The 15,265-nt window shown below is 61.1% G+C and carries 14 protein-coding genes; 9 read left to right on the top strand and 5 right to left on the bottom strand.

Annotated elements, in window-relative coordinates:
* Positions 1–9: 9 nt before the first annotated feature.
* Positions 10–618, bottom strand: coding sequence for a recombinase family protein (locus EN824_RS08490; RefSeq protein WP_135932140.1), 609 nt, complete (start codon positions 616–618; stop codon positions 10–12).
* A 371-nt stretch (positions 619–989) separates the two neighbouring features.
* Here EN824_RS08490 and EN824_RS08485 point away from each other — a divergent pair, with 371 nt between their 5' ends.
* The 7 genes from EN824_RS08485 (at position 990) to EN824_RS08455 (ending at position 7,273) form a co-directional block, all read left to right on the top strand.
* On the top strand, positions 990–1,190 hold the full coding sequence (locus EN824_RS08485) for a hypothetical protein (protein WP_135932139.1): 201 nt from the start codon (positions 990–992) through the stop codon (positions 1,188–1,190).
* Between the two features lie 260 nt (positions 1,191–1,450).
* The gene (locus EN824_RS08480) at positions 1,451–2,089 is read left to right on the top strand and encodes a hypothetical protein (RefSeq protein WP_135932138.1); all 639 of its coding nucleotides are present in this window, start codon (positions 1,451–1,453) and stop codon (positions 2,087–2,089) included.
* A 1,084-nt stretch (positions 2,090–3,173) separates the two neighbouring features.
* Positions 3,174–4,400 (top strand): site-specific integrase, encoded by a 1,227-nt coding sequence (locus EN824_RS08475; protein WP_135932137.1) that lies wholly within the window; start codon positions 3,174–3,176, stop codon positions 4,398–4,400.
* An 845-nt stretch (positions 4,401–5,245) separates the two neighbouring features.
* Positions 5,246–5,536: a hypothetical protein gene (locus EN824_RS08470; RefSeq protein ID WP_127278660.1), complete on the top strand. Its 291-nt coding sequence runs from the start codon at positions 5,246–5,248 to the stop codon at positions 5,534–5,536.
* A 578-nt stretch (positions 5,537–6,114) separates the two neighbouring features.
* The gene (locus EN824_RS08465) at positions 6,115–6,345 is read left to right on the top strand and encodes a hypothetical protein (RefSeq protein ID WP_127278659.1); all 231 of its coding nucleotides are present in this window, start codon (positions 6,115–6,117) and stop codon (positions 6,343–6,345) included.
* Complete coding sequence (locus EN824_RS08460; protein WP_245464386.1) at positions 6,342–6,791, top strand: hypothetical protein; 450 nt, start codon at positions 6,342–6,344, stop codon at positions 6,789–6,791. Before EN824_RS08465 ends, EN824_RS08460 begins: the two co-directional genes overlap by 4 nt.
* Positions 6,792–6,928: 137 nt before the next feature.
* Entirely contained in the window at positions 6,929–7,273 is a 345-nt protein-coding gene (locus tag EN824_RS08455) for a hypothetical protein (RefSeq protein ID WP_135867594.1), read from the top strand.
* A gap of 28 nt (positions 7,274–7,301) precedes the next feature.
* Here the strand turns inward: EN824_RS08455 and EN824_RS08450 are convergent, their stop codons facing one another.
* From EN824_RS08450 to EN824_RS08435, 4 genes are all read right to left on the bottom strand, one after another.
* Positions 7,302–8,921, bottom strand: a complete 1,620-nt coding sequence (locus EN824_RS08450; protein ID WP_127871312.1) for an ABC transporter ATP-binding protein — start codon at positions 8,919–8,921, stop codon at positions 7,302–7,304.
* Positions 8,922–8,970: 49 nt separating this feature from the next.
* A complete protein-coding gene (locus EN824_RS08445; protein WP_127279556.1) occupies positions 8,971–10,092 on the bottom strand; it encodes an ABC transporter permease subunit in 1,122 nt (373 codons plus the stop codon).
* Complete coding sequence (locus tag EN824_RS08440; protein WP_127279557.1) at positions 10,085–11,008, bottom strand: ABC transporter permease subunit; 924 nt, start codon at positions 11,006–11,008, stop codon at positions 10,085–10,087. The genes EN824_RS08445 and EN824_RS08440 overlap by 8 nt, the downstream gene beginning before the upstream one ends.
* 164 nt (positions 11,009–11,172) lie before the next feature.
* Positions 11,173–12,765, bottom strand: a complete 1,593-nt coding sequence (locus EN824_RS08435; RefSeq protein ID WP_135867593.1) for a peptide ABC transporter substrate-binding protein — start codon at positions 12,763–12,765, stop codon at positions 11,173–11,175.
* A 283-nt stretch (positions 12,766–13,048) separates the two neighbouring features.
* Here EN824_RS08435 and EN824_RS08430 point away from each other — a divergent pair, with 283 nt between their 5' ends.
* Positions 13,049–13,495 (top strand): TadE/TadG family type IV pilus assembly protein, encoded by a 447-nt coding sequence (locus EN824_RS08430; protein WP_189343786.1) that lies wholly within the window; start codon positions 13,049–13,051, stop codon positions 13,493–13,495.
* Positions 13,496–15,265 carry a TadG family pilus assembly protein gene (locus EN824_RS08425; RefSeq protein WP_127279559.1) on the top strand — a complete coding sequence of 590 codons (1,770 nt, stop codon included), beginning with the start codon at positions 13,496–13,498 and terminating at the stop codon, positions 15,263–15,265.

Genomic DNA, 15,265 nt, shown 5'->3' with positions numbered 1-15,265 from the left:
TCAAGGCGGCTATGTTCGCTTCGCGAGGCGGCTGAGCGTCGACCGCGAGCAGCCGGTGGCTGAAATTATGCTATTCCAGCTTTGGCCGTCCTTGAGCATCCCTACTATGGCGGCATTGCGCTTCGCATCTTCGGGGCGCCCTCGATACAAACCGCTGACTTTCGCCTTCTCAATGCCTTGCGCTTGGCGCCGACGACGATCCTCGTAGTCTTTGCGGGCGATGGCCGCGAGCATGTCGAGCATCATGCCGTTGATCGCGCCGAACATGCGGCCGGTGAACTCGTCGGCCGTCGTGGTCATCATCATATGGGAGGTCGGCAAGTCCAAGGCGACAACCCGCACCTTCCGGTCATCGATCTCGCGCTTGAGGCGGTCCCAATCCGTCGCGTTCAGGCGACTTAGGCGGTCTACTTGCTCGATCAGCAGAATGTCGCCGGGTTGGCAATCAGCGAGCAACCGAAAAAGCTCTGGACGCTGGAGCGACGCCCCACTCTCATTTTCGACGTAGGTTGCGGCGATTGCCAATCCCTTCTCCTTCGCAAACGCCTGAAGATCGGCCTTTGCCCGTTTTGCGTCCTGCTCTTTCGTCGATGCGCGTAAATAGGCCCGAATGAACATTAAAAACCCTCATAGTTCCATTTGGATGGTTCGCTATTATGCAGTTCGATTTGAGTTGTCAAATTGAATTAAAGAACCTGGATCGCGGGTGGTGCGTGAACAGTACACCCTAAGCGAACCATTGGTGGGTATCGCGTTGAGCTTCGATATCTCGGCGGACGCCAACCATTTTTAATTGTGTGAAATTTGTGCAAGCGGACTTGCACCGACGTCTGATGCAAAGTAGGGCTTAATGCAGGGCGTCGAACTGCGTCGGTCCGCCCCTAGAGAGCCGCCCCAAGCCGGGCGGCTTTTTTGTTCCCACCTTCGCGAGCCTTGATCTCTAGCGTTGTCACGCTGGAGCGCTTTCGCGTGCCCTGAGAGCTTTCCCCATGATTACGAAACTTGAAAACACTGTCACCGTTGCCGAGAGTGCGCGCCTTGCCGCCGTGCCACACCAAACAGTTTCTGGTTGGATCGAGCGCTGGCCCTCGATCGTAGCTTCCAAGAGCCGACCGCGCCGCCTTTACACCCAAAAGGTTCTCGAAATCATCCGCGCTCGCGAACTGGTTTTCGGGCGTGAGCCCACCTGACCCATAAGGACATCGACGGTGCAAAGCCCGGCCTCGCGCCGGGCTTTTTGTTGCCTGAAAGGCCCCGCACGGCCGTGAGCAAGTATCCACGTTTTTCCGACTGAGAACACCGGAGAAAATCCAGCGAGAACAGTATTTTAAACAGGGATAATGCGTCGCCAGAGACGGTCGCGCATTAGTAGTTATTCAGCGTGGTTGGAAAGTCCTTAAAAATACAGACAGGTGGATGGCCATCGACGGCATTGTTGACGCGCACAGAGATGCGCACGATCAACGACTTCGCGCACGCGGCCGAATGCAATGTCGTGGTCACTATAATGCCCTCCGTCTCCGGCGACGCCGAAAGCCTTCAGTATTGTGCAAAGGCTCGTTCCGACTTGAACGACATGCTCAAGCGGCGCGAAGCCCCCCTGCTCGCTCTAACGGTCTTTGAAAAGACGCCGACCGGCGACCTCCACGGTCACATGCTTGCACGCATCGACCGAGAGAACTTCGATACTCTTGAAAAATGGGCATGCCGCTATCCCAGGCGGGTCATTGATGTTCGGCGCATCTATGACCGTGCCGGTCTTGTCGCTTACCTCCAGAAGCAACGACAATGGCTCGGGCCGGAGATTGAGAGGGAACTTGTGAGGGTGCGGGGAAAGCGGCACCCGAAATACCAGAGAGGCGAACCGTTTCGAGGCAAGCGCGTGTCGCAGACGAAAGCGGCGGCGGCTCTACTGGCCGAAATCGAGGCGAACCGAGAGAATGTGTCAACTCTCCTTGCCCGAAGGCTGGCCTACTTGACGGCTCGCAGCGTGTCGATCGCGTCTTTGCCAAAGCTGATCCCGCCGGACCCGCCTCCCAAAAGAAAACCGCCTCCGAAGCGGAAGCCTCGAAAGCGGCAGCAAAGATAAACGGTTCCCAAACCGCTGCCGACAACACTACCAGCCAAAGGCCGCAAAACCAAGGTTTATAAGGCCGAAATCACCAGCCGATGCCGGGTTCCAACGCCCATAGCTGACAAAAGGCATCAGTCTCACAACCCCTCCATCGCCGCCAAATTTGACCGCCCGCGACTTCGCCCGGCGGCCCGCATTCGCGCGCGCATCAATGCCGACCGGCCGCCCTGAGCGGAGCGCCCTTCGGCTCTAATCGAAGGAAAAAACAATGCCTATGAACCATGGTCTTAAGCCTATTCGTCGCCGTCCTGCGCCTCGCGGCGCGTCGATGCGCTTCCTCTTGGAAGTCGCCCTGCTGCACGATACCAACGAATGCCTAATTTGGCCGCATGGTCGGAATGCCGACGGCTACGGTCGCATACGCATCGGGAAAAACCACGAATACGCGCACCGGTTCGTATGCAAGCGCGCTCACGGTGCTCCGACGACATCCAAGCATCAGGCTGCGCATACATGCGGTCGCGGACATGATGGCTGCGTCGCACCGGCTCATCTGGAGTGGAAGACGCCGAAAGAGAACGCGGCGGATCGGATCGCTCACGGCACAAGCATCTTCCGCAAGCAGACCCCTCGCAGGGTTGAAGCGATCCGCAATCTCCGAGGCGTGATGCAACATCGCACGTTAGGCAAACTCTTTCGGTTGAGCGGCGGTGCCGTGAGCAGGATCGTCCGGCGGCGCACTCACCGCGCCTAGAAGCCCGTTGATCCTCTCTATCGCGCCCCACGGCGCTCCCTGACCCATTCCTGTTCAATCTGACCACGCCGAACCTGTGTGCCCGCTCGCGGTCCGCACGGACGGGCTTGGCTTTGCCTGATGGTGCCACATGACAAAAACCGAACACGTTACAACAATGCCTCTTTGCAATTACCACAAAGATAGGCCGATCCGGCTTGACACGGCCGCAAGGATCGCGTTCCCCGATGGATCAATGGGAACGAAAGGCTTGCGCAGGGAACGCGACGCCGGTCGCCTCGAAACCGCTATTATTGCCGGCCGGGAGTACGTGACCTTGGCCGCGATCGAAAGGATGGTCCAGGCATGCCGCGTCCCTCCAAAGGTGCCCGCCTCGTCTGGCGAGACGAATACCGGAAGAAAAACGGCTCACTCATGCACGCCGCCGGCTGGTATATCCAAGACGGAGATCGTCGAATTGGCACAGGCTGCGGCCGAAGCGAGCTTGGCGAGGCTGAGAAACGCCTCCAAAAGCACCTCGCGGAAAAGCACGCCCCGGCGCGCGACCGTAACCGTGACCCCGATCAGGTAAAAATCAACGACGTTATCAACGTCTACTCGACTGACGTTGCCCCCGACCATGCGAGGCCGGCCGAAACCGCCGCCCGCCTCACCGCCGTCCTGAAGTTCTTCGGCCGCATGAACGTAAGCGAGATCAACGGCAAGGTCTGCCGCGACTACATGCGGCAGGCGGCAACCGCACCCGCCGGCCGTCGCCAGCTTGAAGACCTCCGCGCCGCCCTCAAGCACTACTACAGAGAAGGCTATGTCACCTCGATCCCGGCGATCGTGCTGCCGGACAAACCAGAAGGTCGCCAGCGCTGGCTTACGAGGGCCGAGGCCGCGCGTCTTATTCGCGCCGCGTGGCGGATGCGCCAGACGTGGAAAGGTCAAGCCAGCGACCGCTACACCGGCCGCCACGTCGCTCGCTTCATCTTGACCGCGCTCTACACCGGCACGCGGTCGGGCGCGATCTGTGACGCTGCAATCCGCCCTACTGAAGGCCGGGCCTATGTCGACCTCGATCGAGGCGTGTTCTTCCGCCGGGCGGACGGCGAGCGCGAGACGAAGAAGCGTCAGCCGCCGGTGCGGCTCCCCGACCGCCTGGTCGCGCATATGCGGCGCTGGTCACGGACGCCGATCTTCCTGAAATATGAGAAGCGACGGAAGAGCCTAAATTTAGGCCGCATGATCTCGCATGATTTCGTTGTCGAGTGGGAAGGCCAGCCGATCGGCTCTGTCCGCAAGGCGTTCAAGTCGGCGTGCGAGGCGGCCGGGCTTGGGTGGCATGACGAAGAGGGCAACTTCGAAACCGACGTAACGCCGCACGTCCTTCGCCATACCGCTGCAACGTGGCTTATGCAGAACGGCACCGATGTATCGCTCGCTGCCGACTATCTTGGCATGACGGAGGCGGTTCTCCGTTCGACCTATTACCACCATCATCCCGACTTCCAAGCCGAAGCGGCGGAGCGGATCACGGCGAAGGCTCCAGCCCTCAAGGTTAAGAGCAATGTCGTTCGGATGCGATAGAACGGGCCTAGAACACATGCCCGATACCTACCGGAAACCTACCGGAAACCCCGGAAATAAAGGGGAACAAACGGCCGGAACGGCAACAAAGGAGCCCGGAAATCCAGGCTTTCGGTCGCAAAACGCTTCGTTCGGGACGAGGGGGTCGCAGGTTCAAATCCTGCCACTCCGACCAGAAAGAACAATGTATTAGCGCATCCCGACTTTGGCGCAATCGGCGATTCACCTGATAGGCCTGCGTCCAGGCTGATGCCTTTTCCCTCAGCGCGGGGAACGGACACGAAATCCCTTTCCTCGCATGACGCATGAGCACCGAGGTTCCTGCATCGTGCCGGTCAATCTGCGGGGAGTGTTCGCGGCGTCGCTGCCACGGATCACACTCCGACAGGGCATGGCGCGCGGCGCCTAACGGAGGCCGAAGAAGCTCAATATCGCAATGACGATGACCACCGCTCCAACGAGCCAAATGATATTGTTCATAGTCTCTCTCCTGTTGCCTGGTGAGCCCGCGCCTCTGGCGGAGGACACGGGCCGATCAGCCTTTGCCGACTGATCTTCAGCAGACCTCAATTGTGATGCCTGCCGCGGAGATAGAACAGTTAGACCCTCCTAATGTTCCGCAGCCTGAGTGAAACCGTAGAGAACGCGATGCCGCGACTAGCCGTGGCATGAGGATGGCTAGGGGGCGGTGGCTAAATGTTGCGGTTTTTGCATCCTTGGCTAGCGACGCCATAGCCGCCCTTCGACCTGCCGCACGTCCCCGCCTGTCCCGGGAAACCCGGAACCAAAGGGGTCAGCGGCAGTTGTATCCAAGGAAGGGCTAACAAGGCAATGGAGAAATTGCAGTGAAAACAATGATCATGTGCGCTTTGGCGCTTTCGATGGGATTGCCCGCTTTGGCTTCGGCCGCTGAGGCGGACGTTGTCGTCACGACCCATCATCGACATCACAACCAGGTCAGGATCATCAACGAGGAAGGTCAGCGGCTTCATCACCGTCACCACGGAACGATTGCGTTCTACGACCATGGTCGCCGGCATCATTATCGGCAGGATCGGGATGCCGTTGTCGTCACCGGCTCCATCTCCACCCACCGTCACCACCACCCGGTGGTGATCGAAAACGGCGGTTACTGATTACCGACTGGTGGCCCGGCTCTCGATCAAGCCTGGCCACCAGATGACTTTCCCTGGCACGCTATGCGCGGCTGAAAATCCAGGCGCAGTGGACCGTGCCAGTCCTGAATACCCCATCACCGCTGGTAAGTTATGGAAGCTCGGCTCGGGTCAGGCAATTTTCCCGACGCTGGCCAGTCCAGCCAGGGTTTGTGCCAAATCCAGGGTTCGCTCGCCACTTGGAAGAGCGAGCGAACCCTGTCAGCGCAGGAAGGGACTGGATTGCGCCGATGTGCGAGGAGGTTAGCCGAGGACTATTGCGGCCACCATGAAAGTGATGGCCGTCGCGAAGATCGGTGCGAGCAACCAACGCGCCTGGTCAACACTCTTCTCCATCGGCTTCCTCCCACAATCTGCTAGCGGACAAACGGCGGCAATCAGCGGCCGTTCCGGGTTCCGCGCCCGGCAAGACCATTGCGTCCTGGTGCAAGACTTAAGTCCCGCGCCTTACCAGACCGAAGCCCTAACCGGGAACGTTTGCCCGCGCTCCAAGTTCGGTTGATTGGGCGCGAGGACCATCAAAAAACGAGACGGAATAAATGACCAGCACAATCTCGAATCGTGAAGACGCAAGATCCGATATCTTGCAGCTGCGCGTGGCAGACCTCCGGAGCAGGATGCGCAGCGCGCGGATCACCGAGGGCGAAATCAAGACCTTCCAAAAGGTCGCGGCGGTAATGGAGGACGGTCAAGGCCGGATCGATGGCGACGACTTGATCGCCGCATCCTTCGTTACCGACGCGCTGACGGACACGACACGTCCTGAATGACCATGCCAACAATCAGCAGGCTTTTTGAATCCCATCCCGAAGCGACCCGGATCGCCGGCAACCTTTTGGCGGCCGGGGTTCCGCGCGTACAGATCGCCATTATCGGGCCCTACCACGACGAAATCGGTGTCCTGAAATCTCCGGCAGTCATGCTTGGCGCTGCCGCCGGGCTGTTGGCGTGCCTGGGCGCTTTTGCTGCTTACGGCATCAATCCTTTCGCAACCGGCCTGTCGGCGATGGCCCTGACAGGCACGTTCTGCGGCTGCGCCCTCGGCGGCTTGCTCGGACCCTTGGTCGCGACCGCCAGAAGGCCGGAGCGCCGCAGTGTCGGCGAAGGGATCGTGCTGGTGACAGCCCATGTCGATGACAACGCGGCCGACATTGCCCAAATGGTGCTCGGCGGCGGTTGTGTCCCCATGACCGGATTGGCCGCCGAAGCAGCGTAAGAATTTTCGACGACAGTGAGACGGGCCGGTAACCAGCGCAGAGCCGGCCGGCCGGTCAAACTTTGACGAAAAGGGCATCCGCGCTAGTTTGACCGACGAATATGAGGGGGCCGGCACACGGCGAACCGGACGCGAATATGAATTTGATCTCAACAACAGGGTCAGCACCGGTTCTTCTGGCTGCCATGCTCCTGGTTGGCGGATGCGGGACGATCGGCGGAAGGGCCGATCCGGCCAAATACGAGAGCATGAGCTGCACCGAGCTTAACAGCGCCGTGGGAAGCAGCGCGAGCGACATCTCGCAAACCGCGATCACCCGCGGCAAGGTCGCCAACACCAGCGTGCCGCGCTGGCTGCTTGGCGGATCGCGCGTGAAGACGGCGGTCGCCAATCGTGAAACGGCCAGGATCGACCGGTTGAAGCAACAGCAGGATGCCGCTGTCGCCATGCGCGCACACAAGTGCGCGAGTTCGGCGGGCTGAGCGAACGGGCCTTACCTGCAGCGGCTCATCACGCGCTCAACCGGAACCGCGTGACGTCGATCGCGGCGTTCATCAGCGTCTGCGTATAAGGCGCTTGCGGGTTGCTGAAGATGGCCTCGGTCGGCCCCTCCTCGACGATCTTGCCCTGCTTCATGACGATGATGTAGTCGGCCATGGCGCGCACCACCGCGAGATCGTGGCTGATGAACAGGTAGGACAGTTCGTGGTCGGCCTGGAGTTTGCGCAGCAATTCCACGATCTGTTTCTGCACCGAGCGGTCGAGCGCCGAGGTCGGCTCGTCCAGCACGACCATCTTGGGCTTCAGGATCATGGCGCGGGCAATGGCGATGCGTTGCCGTTGTCCGCCGGAAAATTCGTGCGGGTAGCGGTTGCGGGCATTGGGGTCGAGGCCGACTTCGCGCAGCGCCTCGACCGCGCGCTGGTCGCGCTGCTTTCCCGAAAGGTTCGGTTCATGCACCAGCAGCCCTTCGGTGATGACCTGGCCGACGGTCATGCGTGGCGACAGCGAGCCGAAGGGATCCTGGAAGACGAGCTGCATCTGGCGCCGCAGCGGCCGCATCTGCTGCCGGTCGGCCGTGGAAATGTCGCGATCGCCGAACCGGATGAGCCCATCGCTCGGCAACAGCCGCAGCAAGGCTCGGCCGAGCGTCGATTTGCCCGATCCGGATTCGCCGACGATGCCGATGGTCTGGTTGCGTTGCAACCGGATCGAGATGTGATCGACAGCCCGCAGCATCAGGGGTTCGCCGGCCAGGAACCCGCCGCCGATCCTGAATGTGACTTCGACGTTCCTGCCTTCGAGCACCACGGGCGCGTTGGCGGGCGGAGGTGCCTTGGTTCCCGTCGGCTCGGCCGCCAGCAGCATCTTGGTGTAGGCATGCTGCGGGTTGGCGAAGATCGCTTCCGCCGCGCCTTCCTCGACGACCTCTCCCTGGCGCATGACATAGACCCGGTCGGCGAAGCGCCGCACGATGCCGAGGTCGTGGGTGATGAAGACGATCGCCATGCCGAGCTTGCGCTGCAGCTCGGCCAGAAGCATCAGGATCTGTGCCTGGATGGTCACGTCGAGTGCCGTCGTCGGTTCGTCGGCGATCAGGATGTCGGGGTCGTTGGCGAGCGCCATGGCGATCATCACGCGCTGGCGCTGGCCGCCGGACATCTCGTGCGGATAGGATTTCATCCGCCGTTCCGGATCGGGAATATGGACGAGCCGCAGCAGCTTGAGCGCCTCTTCACGCGCTTCGGCGGCGCTAAGGCCGCGATGCCTGCGGATCGGCTCCATCAGCTGGTTGCCGATCGAATAAAGCGGATCGAGCGAGGTCATTGGTTCCTGGAAGATCATGCTGATCTTGCGGCCGCGGACCTTGTTCAGCTCGGACTTGCTCAATGTGAGCAAATTGCGGCCGCGATAATCGACATGGCCCGACGCTTCGCCGTTGGAGGCCAGCAGGCTCATCGCCGCCATCATCGTCTGGCTCTTGCCGGAGCCGGATTCGCCCACGACTGCGACGGTTTCGCCGGCATTGACATGGATGTTGATGCCCTTGACCGCTTCGACGGCACCGTCGAGCGTGCGGAAGCGCACGCGCAGGTCCTTGACGCTGAGGATCGTTTCGGGAGTGGCCATGTCAGCGATCCCCATTTCTATCTAACCCCATTTTTACCGATCCCAATCTTTATCGATCTCTTGGGTCGAGCGCGTCGCGCAGGCCGTCGCCGACGAAGTTCAGGGCGAACAGCGTCGAGACGAGGAAGAAGGCGGGAAACAGGAGCAGCCAGTTGGCGGTGCCGATGTTCTTGGCGCCGACGGAGATCAGCACGCCCCAGCTGGTCATCGGCTCCTGGATGCCGAGGCCGAGGAACGACAGGAAGCTCTCCAGGATGATGACCTGCGGCACCAGCAGGGTCATGTAGATCACCACGGGGCCAAGCAGGTTGGGGATGACATGGCGCACCAGGATGCCGCGCTGGCCGATGCCCATGGCTTCCGCCGCCTGGACATATTCCTGCCGGCGGATCGACAGCGCCTGCCCGCGCACGATGCGCGCCATGTCGAGCCACAGCACGGCACCGACCGCCAGGAACATCAGCACGAAGTTGCGGCCGAAGAACACCACCAGCATGATGACGAAGAAGATGAACGGCAAGGAATAGAGCACGTCGACGATGCGCATCATCACCTCGTCGACCTTGCCGCCGGAAAAGCCGGCGGCGGCGCCATAGATCACACCGATCACCACGGCAACGATGCCGGCGAGCAGGCCGATGGCAAGCGAGATGCGCCCGGCCATCAGCGTGCGCGACAACAGATCACGGCCAGTGTTGTCGGTTCCGAACAGGAAATACTGCTGCTTGACCGATGCGCTCATCGTCACTTCGAGGCCGTCGGGGGACTTGCTCTCTATCTTGGTGTCGTCGAAGGCATCGGAACGGTCGAGGTAGCGGATGTTACGGTCGTCGATCGGCTTGGTCGACTTGACCGTGACGAAGACCTGGCTCCCCTCCTGGTGCCACTCCTTGATGTCGACCCGCATGCGTTTGATCGCTTCGGCAAGCGCCGTCTCGATCATATCGGGTTTCGGGTAGGCCGACAGGCTTGGCGGCATGCGCACATAGTCGGCGTAGATGGTCGTGTATTGATGCGGCACGAACCAGGGGCCAAAGACGCTGACGACACCGATCAGAATGAGGTAGTAGAGGCTGAACATGGCGGCGCGATTGGCCTTGAGGCGCGCCCAGGCATCGCCCCAAAGCGAGCGACCAACGATGGCGGGAGCCGTGGCCGTGATGTCAGTCATAGCGCACCCTCGGGTCGACGACCGCGTACATGACGTCGACGATCAGGTTGAAGACGATGGTGAAAATGGCGATCACCACCACCGTTCCCATCACCAGTGTGTAATCGCGGTTGAGCGCGGCATCGACGAAATAGCGGCCGACTCCGGGAATGGAGAAGATCGTCTCGACGATGACCGAGCCGGTCAGCAGTGCCGCCGCAGCCGGGCCGGTGAAGGAGACGATCGGCAGGATGGCGCCGCGCAGCGCGTGCTTGACCACCACCGACCAGTCGGAGAGGCCGAGCGCGCGCGCCGTTCGGATATGATGGGATCGCAGCGATTCGATCATCGAGCCGCGCATCAGGCGTGCAACGATGGCGATCTGCGGCAAGGCAAGTGTCAGCACCGGGCCGACCTTGTTGATGAAGGCGCCGTCGCCCCAGCCACCGATCGGCAACAGCCTCCAGGTCAGCCCGAAAAGGAGCTGGATCACCGGCGCGATGACGAAGGTGGGGATGGTGCTGCCGGCGGTCGCCAGGGCGATCACCGTATAGTCGCCAAGCTTGTTCTGGTTGAGCGCGGCAATGGTGCCGAGCACGCTGCCGAGCAACAGCGCCAGGATCAGCGCCGAGGCACCGAGCTGGACGGAAATGGGCAGGCCCTTGGCAAACAGTTCGGTGACGGTGAAATCCGGCATGTTGTAGCTCGGGCCGAAATTGCCGCGCAGCAGATTGCCGAGATAATGGACATATTGCAGCCAGAGCGGATCGTTGAGGCCGAACTGGGCTTCAAGATTGGCCTTGATCTCGGGGCTCAGACCCCGCTCCTGGTTGAATGGACCGCCTGGCGCGACGCGCATCAGGAAGAACGCCATCGTCACGATGACGAACAGCGTCGGGATGGCGGTCAAAAGCCGCCGGAATACGTATCGCAGCATCGGTGCCCCGCTTGATCCAGAGCAGGCCCGTCCACTCGGACGATTGCGCTCCAGCCTTCAAATCTTCGCACCGAACTTTCCGAAAATCGATTCCGCTTCCCGAGCCGATGCGATGGCAAACCAGCGCCGCCGCGCATTCGGTTGCGCGGCGGCTTGGCCAGGGATCAGTCCTTGCTGACGAAGCGCGACGGATGCACGTCCATCACATTGTCGACGAAGCCATGCAGCTTCGAGGAAACGATATCGTGGTAGCTGTAGTACAGAAGCGGGATCTGGCCGACATCGTCGATGAGGATGCGCTCGGCCGCGGAGAGATCCTTCATGCGCTCTTCGGGCTTGCCGCCGGCGGCCGCGGCCTTGTCCATTGCCGCTTCGTATTGCGGGCTGTTGTAGTTCGAATAGTTGTTGCCGCTGGCCTTGCGCGTGATGCCGAGGAAGGTTTCCGGATCCTTGTAGTCGGCGATCCAGGCGGCGCGCGCCACGTCATAGTCGCCCTTCTGCTCGAGGAAGGAGTAGTGGGTCTTGGTGTCGGTGTTGAGCAGCGTGACGTCGACGCCAAGCGGCTTCAACTGTTCCTGGATCGCCACAGCGGTGTTCTTGTGGTTTTCCGAGGTGTTGTAGCGGATTTCCATCTTCAGCGGATGCTCGGGCGTGTAGCCAAGCTTCTCGAGGATCTTCTTGGCGGCGTCCTCGCGGTCGATCTGCGGCATGTCGGCGTATTTGGCCATTGCGGGCGCATAACCCTCGATGCCGGGAGGCACCATCGAATAGCCGGGCAGCATCGAGTTCTGCCAGACCTTTTCAGCGATGAAGTCACGGTCGATCGCCATCGAGATGGCGTTGCGCAGCTCCGGATTGTTCCACGGCGCCTTGTCGGTCTTGATCGCATAGTAGTAGGTGCCGAGATACGGTCCGACATGGATCTGGTCGCCGAACTTGGTCTTGAGGTCGGCCAGCTGTTCGGTCGGCAGATCGTCATAGCTGTCGAGTTCGCCGGCCTCGAAGCGCTTCATCGCCGACGAACGATCTTCGGTCGGGATGTAGTTGACGACGTCGAACTTGACGGTCGCGGCGTCCCAGAATTTCGGATTCTTGACCAGTTTCATGTGGTCGTTGGGAACCCATTCGGCGAGCGTATAGGCGCCGTTCGAAACCAGTTTGCCGGGCTTGATCCAGTCGGCGCCGAGCTTTTCAATCGAGGCCTTGCTGACCGGATAGGTCGCCTGATGGGTCAGCATCTCCAGGAAGTACGGCGTCGGCGCCTTCAAGGACACTTCCAGGGTGTTGGCGTCGATCGCCTTGACGCCCATGTCTTCCGGCTTGCCCTTCTTGGTGTTGACGTCCTCCGCGCCCTTCACCGGATACAGCATCGAGGCGTATTCCGCGCCGGTCGCCGGATCCTCCAGCCGGTGGAAGGCATAGACGAAGTCGTCCGCCGTCACCGGGCTGCCATCCGACCACATGCCGTCCTTGCGCAGCTTGAAGGTATAGACCGTGCCGTCATCCGATACCGTCCAGCTTTCGGCGGCGCCCGGAATGAGGTTGGCCTTCTCATCCTGCATGACCAGTCCCTGGAACAGGTCACGCAGCACGTTGGCTTCATAGACCGTCGAGGTCTTGTGTGGGTCGACCGACTCCGATTCAGCGGCGGTGCCCCTGTTATAGACGGTCTCGGCGAAGGCTGGCGTCAAGAAAGTGCCGGCAGCCAAGGTCATGGTCGTGGCGAACACCGTCGCCTTCAGCATGTTTTTCAGCATGAAGTTCTCCCTGTCGGCGCTGCCATGGGCGCGCCTTAACGTGTTGACGCCCCGGAACCGATGTCTGATTCCTTTGAGCGCGCCGCCGGTTCCCTCCGGCGGCTGGTGGCAGGAGACTAGACAGGAGGTCAGCTCTTTTCAACCGAGTACTGATTGACCTTAAGTCAAGCCTCATGATTGCAGAAGCAATGACTAAATTAGAGAGTCTTTTTCAATCGAGCACATCCTTTGGTTGCGTCCAGAGTTTTCGCTTTCTGCATGCGAACTTGGGCATGCTGCAGCCATGGTTGACAACCTCATTTGCAAGGTCCGAAGGCGCCAGTTCCGAACAGACAATTCGGGCACTTCAGCGGTCGAGTTCGCCCTGCTGTCGCCGCTCTTCATGCTTCTCTTGCTCGGGATGGTTGGGTACGGCATCTATTTTGGCGCCGCCAATTCGATACAGCAAATTGCAGCCGACGCCGCCCGGACGGCTATCGCCGGGGTGAACCAGACCGAGCGCCAGACGCTCGTGGCCAGCTACCTCGCCAACAACGCCGGCGGTTACCCCTTCGTGGACGCCAGCAAACTGACCTACCAGGCCAATGACAGCGTTGCCGACGGAAGCCAGTTCGTGGTGTCCATCTCGTACGATGCCCGCAACCTGCCGATCTGGAATCTGTTCCCGGGCATAGCCATGCCAGGGACGACCATCAGGCGTCAGTCAACGATCAGGGTCGGGGGTATCTGAATGCTGCAGCGGGCGGGCAAGGGCATCGGCCGGCTTGCACGGTCGATGATGGGGGACAGGAAGGCGAACTTCGCCGTCATGACCGCATTGAGCGCGCCGGTCGCGCTGGCCCTGGCCGCGGTGGCGATAGACGAGGCCTCCATCTACACCGAGCGCCGGGAAGCCCAGGCGATGGTCGACCTGGCAGCGATCACCGCTGCCTCGAACATCAACAACGTCAACACAGCCGTCGTCACCACGCTCACCGACAACGGCATGCCGGGTGTCGTTGTTCAAGCTTCGGGCCAGACCATCCCGGCGGCCGCCGGGAAGACGGTGGTGACGGTTACGCAAGGCCGATATGCCTCATCGACCGCTAATGTCAGCCAGCGCTTCCAGGCGGGCGTGACGCCTTACAATGCCGTCCGGGTGACTTTGGCGAAGATCCCCAAGCGCTACTTCGCAAGCTCGCTGATCCCCACTCCCGTCATCGGCACCCAAGCCACCGCCAGCATGACGCCGCAGGCGACATTCTCGGTCGGGTCGAGATTGCTCAGCGTCAATGGCGGCATCCTCAACGCACTTTTGAGCGGACTTCTCGGCGGCAACATCTCGCTCAGCGTCATGGATTACAACGGACTGATCTCGGCCGATGTAAGCGTGCTTTCCTTCGTCAGTGCGCTCGGCACACAACTGAACATCACGGCCGGCACCTATTCCAACGTTTTGGCCTCGAAGGCGACCGTCGGCCAGATCGCTACTGCCATGGCCAATGTTCCCGGTCTCGGCAATACCGCCAAGGTCGCCTTGCAGACCATCGCCTCCAAGTCGACCAGCACCGTCAAGATCCCACTCAGCAGTCTTGTCAACCTTGGTTCCATCGGCAGCCTGGGCCTCGGGCAACAGCCGTCCGGCCTTGGCGTAGACGCAAGCGCAATGGGGATGCTGACGGCGGCGGCCGTACTCGCCAACGGCACCAACCAGGCCGCGGTCGATCTCGGCGCGACCATCCCGGGGCTGCTCTCCACCAAGCTCAGCATCGCCATTGGGGAGCCGATGCAATCCTCGCCCTGGCTGGCCATCGATGGCATCGGCACCGTCGTGCGGACCGCCCAGACGCGCATCAAGCTGACGGCCTCCGTCGGTGTCGGCACGCCGAGCCTGGCCGGCGGCATCAGCCTGCTTGCCGTCAATCTGCCGCTCAATGTGGAAGTCGCCTATGCCGAGGCCAAGCTGACCGACATAAGCTGTCCGACAGGGCCGTCCAGCATCAATGTCTCCATCGCCGCGCACCCCGGCATTGCGCGTTTGAACCTGGCCAACAGCAACAACCCGTCCGGCTTCGCCGATTTCAGCCAGCCGCAGACCTTCACCGACGCCGAGATCGCCGATGTGAGTCTGAAGCTCCTGCTGATCAACATCCCGCTGATTCAGGTGATGGGTTCGGCCGCGACCGCGATCACCAACAACAGCCCGCAGACCTTGACCTTCAACGCAACCGACATCGCCAACAAGACGATCAAGACCGTTTCGACGCGAAACATCTCGCAGTCGCTCACCACGTCTCTGGTCAACAACCTGTCGCTTTCGGTCAATGCGCTTGGTTTGGGCATCGATCTGACCGCCCTGCTTGGAACGGTCAAACCGGCAGTGGTGGCCCTGCTCAACACCGTAACGGCGCCCGTCGACGACTTGCTCTACAATGTGCTTTCAGCCCTGGGCGTCGGTGTCGGCCAGGCCGACGTGCGCGTCACCGGTGCGACCTGCGGACGGGCAGTGCTCGTTCAGTAG

The sequence above is a fragment of the Mesorhizobium sp. M8A.F.Ca.ET.181.01.1.1 genome (assembly GCF_004792025.1).
GTDB lineage: Bacteria > Pseudomonadota > Alphaproteobacteria > Rhizobiales > Rhizobiaceae > Mesorhizobium.
Note: the sequence above shows the minus strand (reverse complement) of the source record. Positions and strands in the feature narration are given on the sequence as shown.